At 35.1% G+C, this 4,946-nt stretch carries 9 protein-coding genes; 1 reads left to right on the top strand and 8 read right to left on the bottom strand.

Annotated features, from left to right (window positions below):
- Positions 1–123: 123 nt before the first annotated feature.
- From KAS42_05760 to KAS42_05725, 8 genes are all read right to left on the bottom strand, one after another.
- On the bottom strand, positions 124–603 hold the full coding sequence (locus tag KAS42_05760; protein MCK4905722.1) for a ferritin family protein: 480 nt from the start codon (positions 601–603) through the stop codon (positions 124–126).
- Positions 604–743: 140 nt separating this feature from the next.
- Complete coding sequence (locus tag KAS42_05755; GenBank protein ID MCK4905721.1) at positions 744–1,082, bottom strand: hypothetical protein; 339 nt, start codon at positions 1,080–1,082, stop codon at positions 744–746.
- A 105-nt stretch (positions 1,083–1,187) separates the two neighbouring features.
- Positions 1,188–1,313, bottom strand: a complete 126-nt coding sequence (locus tag KAS42_05750; protein MCK4905720.1) for a desulfoferrodoxin FeS4 iron-binding domain-containing protein — start codon at positions 1,311–1,313, stop codon at positions 1,188–1,190.
- 20 nt (positions 1,314–1,333) lie between these two features.
- Positions 1,334–1,750, bottom strand: coding sequence for a hypothetical protein (locus KAS42_05745; GenBank protein ID MCK4905719.1), 417 nt, complete (start codon positions 1,748–1,750; stop codon positions 1,334–1,336).
- Positions 1,751–1,766: 16 nt separating this feature from the next.
- The gene (locus tag KAS42_05740; protein ID MCK4905718.1) at positions 1,767–2,477 is read right to left on the bottom strand and encodes an FAD-dependent oxidoreductase; all 711 of its coding nucleotides are present in this window, start codon (positions 2,475–2,477) and stop codon (positions 1,767–1,769) included.
- A gap of 67 nt (positions 2,478–2,544) precedes the next feature.
- Positions 2,545–2,778, bottom strand: coding sequence for a four helix bundle protein (locus KAS42_05735; protein ID MCK4905717.1), 234 nt, complete (start codon positions 2,776–2,778; stop codon positions 2,545–2,547).
- A gap of 184 nt (positions 2,779–2,962) precedes the next feature.
- Positions 2,963–3,265 (bottom strand): rubrerythrin, encoded by a 303-nt coding sequence (locus tag KAS42_05730; protein MCK4905716.1) that lies wholly within the window; start codon positions 3,263–3,265, stop codon positions 2,963–2,965.
- A 79-nt stretch (positions 3,266–3,344) separates the two neighbouring features.
- A complete protein-coding gene (locus KAS42_05725; GenBank protein ID MCK4905715.1) occupies positions 3,345–4,127 on the bottom strand; it encodes an N-glycosylase/DNA lyase in 783 nt (260 codons plus the stop codon).
- A gap of 161 nt (positions 4,128–4,288) precedes the next feature.
- Here KAS42_05725 and ligA point away from each other — a divergent pair.
- On the top strand, positions 4,289–4,946 hold a 658-nt coding region (ligA, locus tag KAS42_05720), incomplete at its 3' end, for an NAD-dependent DNA ligase LigA (GenBank protein MCK4905714.1).

The raw sequence follows: 4,946 nt of genomic DNA, 5'->3' as shown, positions 1-4,946 counted from the left end.
TCACGCATATGACCCACCATAACCTTTGCGCCAACCCAAAAACAATAGTAAGAAAGCCATTCGTCAGCAAGAGATTGATTGAGCAATTCAATAAGTTTTTTCTCCATCATTCGACTCCTTATCTTATAGACTGTTTTTTAAATTCGCCAACTTCAAGAAATGTTTTCGTTCTTCTTCTATTATTTTATCAATTATACTTTTTTGACTTTCCGAAACAAAATTCTTGGTCTCCTGATAATACGCTATAGAATCAAGTTCCATTCTGATTGCAAAATCTATAATAGCCGCAGCATCCAGATTTTTCTTTAATTCTTCGTCTATTCCCTTTTTAAATATAATATTGTCAGCATAGGCTTTTAAATAAGAAAAATATTCCGGCGGATATACTTCTTGTGGTTCGTATGTTTCTATTTCGAGAAGCATTTCAAGAAATATTTCTTTATGTTTTATTTCATCATCGGAAAGCAAAAAGAACAATTCCCTTATTTTTTCGTTATCTGCCAACTCTGCAAACTTTTTATAAAATTCCCATCCATTCTCCTCTATTTTAATTGCAAATTGCAAAACTTCACTTGCTCCCATGCTTATGTTTTCAGAACTCATATTGTTCCGCCTCCTTTTAAAGTTATCAGAATAACTTTAACATATCTTTTTATCTTCTTTCAATTCATTTATAAAAACTTATATCAGCCGTTATAAAATTATTTCCCAACTTAGTTTTTTCATAAACTATAATTCCTTATTTAATAAACTATAATTGTTTTCTTTTGGCTTCCGCCCTTGTTGCAAAAAGCTTCCACCGTTACAGTGTCTGAAATTTTCAATGAGGGAATATGATACATCACCTCTTGAGAATTTCCTTCCTGAACAAAAAAAGTTTGCTCAATAATTTTTTTGTCATTTAAAGTTACTTCTACCTTTTTTACATAGTGATTATTCGAATTTGAAACCGGATGAGAAATGCTCACTGATATATTTTTTTCGGATAAGCTTACTGTTACATCAACACTTTTAGGTGAATGAGCAAAAACTGAAGAAAAAACAAAAGCAAGAATAATTAAAGAGAACGTTAAGCGTTTCATCTGTCCCTCCTTTTCTTTATTAGTTTTATCCTATTATAAATAGTTGGATATATGTGGATTAAAGCATAACGCAGCCCTACATTCCCGCAACCGATTATAGATATTTTATCCTTCTATCTTTTCCATCGGCTCGCCGCAACAGACAAGCCCACCACCACCGACTTCTACAATAATTACCACATTACCGCAAACACTACATTGATATTTTTCTTTGACTTTTTCCACTGCCATAACGCATCTCCTTTATACAATTATCTGAAAAGGTCAAAAAATATTGCCACGACAAGAACCACCGCCGACAAACCGAATATAAAAAAATAATTTATTCTCTCTTTTCTGGAACTTAAACTACAAAGTATCGCACCTATCAAATTATAATCATCTTTCGTCAATTGTTTCTGACTTGCAATTTTATCTACAAGCTCTCTTTCACTAATTATTTTTGACCTTGTTTGACTTACCTTAAATTTATAGATAAAAAATAAAAAGAACCCACTAACACCTATATACCAAGCCATTTTCCCATAAAAAGGATTTAAATCCATTAGTACAGTAACAACTCTCATTGCTATAGTAGCAATCAGTCCGATAATAAAGAATATCCAGGAGGCAGAGGATTCCCTGCACCTTGAATATTCAGGGCAATTTATACATTTTTTATTTTTCAATTTTTGCTCCTGTTTTCTAGTATCCCGAGAAATTCTCTATTTTTATTTTTTCCGCTGCGACAGACAATTTATCTTTAAGGATTCCCCGCAACATTTCCACCATTTTGGGAGGACCGCAAATATAAAACACTCTTTCTTGAAAGTCGGAAATTTCTTCTTTTATCATTTCGTCATTTATATGACCTGTTCTTCCCTCCCATTTTTTAGAAGGATTATCTAATGTATAAATTACACGCAAATTTTTGTTCAGTTTTTGCATTTCGGCAATATCATCTCTAAACGCAATATCTTTTTCCGTCCTATTCCCATAAAGCAAAATTATATCCGTCGGTATTTTTTTATCCGTTGCAAATTTACATATGCTCCTTATGGGGGTTATGCCTATACCTCCGGATATAAATACTATTTTGGGATATTCCCCTTCAAAAGTAAATTTACCCAGAGGCATCCGCAATTTTGCCCAATCCCCAACCTTTAATTTGTCCAGAGCTTTTGAATAGTCGCTGTCGGTTATTCTCTTAGTAAATTCAAGATAATCTTTTTCAGTGGGAGAATTGGAAAAGGAAAAATGTTTAGTCTTTTCTTCACCATCAATTTTTATAGTAACAAAGAAAAACTGTCCAGGTTTAAAATTCACACTTTCTTCTGTTTTAAAGCGAAAACTCTTTACGTCATGAGTCCTTTGAATAATATCTATTATCTTCGTTTCAAAAGTAATTGTTTTCATGATTAGTATTTAGAACCAATAGCCAAGATGCAAGAAACAAACAATATCCAAATTCCAATTTACAAAACTAAATCATTTTCTTAATTATTGCTGACAATATCTTCTTATATTTTTCTGCTTCATCTATCAACTTTTCCAACTCTTGTCTTTCACCTGAGTTAGCTTCAATTAAAAGCTTAAGCCAATGATATGTTTCCTTTGCTTCACAACGGGCAATCTTTAAACAACGAATAAAATCTTTCTTTCCAAGGGAATCATTTGCCTCTCGATAATTAGCTCCTATTAATCCGGAAGCCCCCACTACTTACCCTATCAATCGGTCATTTATAGGATCCCTTTTAAATCCCTTACATAAGCGAATAACTTTGCATGCAAAATTAGTGGTTCTTTCTTCAATATCAAACTTAGGACTATTTGTTGTTTTTTTGTTAGTCATTCTTTACATCTTATTTTGCATCTTGCACCTTGTTTCTTGTATCTTGTTATTACTTATTCTTCTCAATCATTTTTTCTACCTCTTTTGCGCCTTTAGCATAAAATGTTTCCTCATCGGGAGCAAGCTGTTTCAACAATCTCAGAAATTCCCCGACATGAACACGCTCTTCATCTGCTATATCCACCAAAACATCTTTGGCAAGTTCGTCCTCCGTTGATTCCGCAAGCTGCATATAAAGTTGGATTGCCTCATATTCCGCAGAAACTAAAAAGCGTATTGCCCGAATTAATTCCTCTTTTGTGAGCTTTTGCTCCTTCTTCAATCCTGAAAACGGTGTTCCGAATTCCGGCATAATACACCTCCTTTTTAAAACCAGAGGACAGAAGTTAGAATACAGATGTCAGATTTTTGTCTGCTCTCTGTCTTCTGTCTTATTTGAATATCTCCCCTGTTTCCTTATACCAAAAAACAAAATCAAGGTGACCCATAGGTATATTAACACTTACTGCAAATTGTTTCATTTTGCTTTCAATTTCAAAGTATTTTTTCTTTGATATGGAAGACGGGATTTCTTTTATAACTCCAAGCTCTTTTAGATTTCGAAGTATATGCCTATCAAGAATGGCGATTTCTTTCCCAAATCCGATATTCCTCAAGAAATGACTTGCCTCTTTATACCCGATACCTTTTACACCGTTAGAGATAAGAAATGCCTCTGGCATTTCTGTACGGTCGCCAAATGGTGACTTATCTCTAACGGGGCAAGTCCCATTAACCAACCATTCCCTTGCCTCTTGCACATTCCCAAATTGAGATATTTGCGATTTAATATTCAGTTTCCCGCCAGATAGGAATTTCTTCCGCGCCTCTACGATATACTTTGCCTTATTGTTTTTGAACCGCGCTTTATTTATTTGATTAGCTATCTCCCTAAGAGTTCCTTCGAGCCCTGAACCAGTCCGCCACTGCTTCGATGGCGGACGGTTCAGGGTAAGCAATAATTTCTTCTTCTTAAGATTTTTCACGCATTCCCAGCAAGATTGGGCTTTGGATTGCGGGGTTAATATACAGAACACCAGTTCGGCAAAAATATCTTCGTCGCTTCCTTCCTTAAAAAGTCGGTTAAATTCAGACAATCGGGATGTTATATCTTTAGATATATCAGAATATAACATTTGAATAGTCTTTGTTTTTTCTTTCTGAGAATGCGTCATAAGATTCGGGTATATTATACAAAACTCCTATTATTTCCTATAATAACAGCTTGATTATGGAGAAATGTCATTGCGAGAAGCAGAATGACAAAGCAATCCCAAACAAAGAGATTGCCACGCTCCCTTTGGTCGCTCGCAATGACAGCGATTAGGAATTTATCATGGGTATTATCGAAGCAAAAATAAGAATAGAACAACTCAAGAAAGATATAGGGGAACATAACCAGTTATATTATGTAGAAAACTCTCCTAAAATTTCAGACGAAGAATATGACAAACTCCTAAAAGAACTTATAGTTTTAGAGGAAAGATTTCCGCAATTTAAAACTCCTGATTCGCCGACACAAAGAGTAGGAGCGCCACCTCAAGAAAAGTTTAAAATCGTAAAGCGTGTTAAGCCAATGCTAAGTCTAGACGGGACAACAAAAGAAGAAGAAATATATAGGTTTGATAAAAGAATACGCGAAGGATTGGGAGAAGATAATGTTCAATATGTTGCGGAGCCGAAATTTGACGGAGTTTCAATAGAACTTATATACGAGGGCGGGATACTAACCAGAGGGACAACTCGCGGTGACGGTATCAACGGCGAAGATGTAACGCCTAATGTAAAAACCATAAGCACAATACCCTTAAAATTAGATAATGTTCCTGCCACTCTTGTCATACGCGGAGAAGCAATGATGACTTTGAAAGATTTTCAGGCACTTAATAAAAGACTGACGGAAACGGATAAACCGACATTTGCAAATCCGCGAAACGCCGCCGCAGGCTCAATAAGACAGCTCGATTCCAGAATTACCGCAGAAAGACATTTAA

It is taken from the genome of bacterium (assembly GCA_023135785.1).
In the GTDB taxonomy this organism is placed as follows: Bacteria; CAIJMQ01; CAIJMQ01; order CAIJMQ01; family CAIJMQ01; genus CAZNJA01.
Note: the sequence above shows the minus strand (reverse complement) of the source record. Positions and strands in the feature narration are given on the sequence as shown.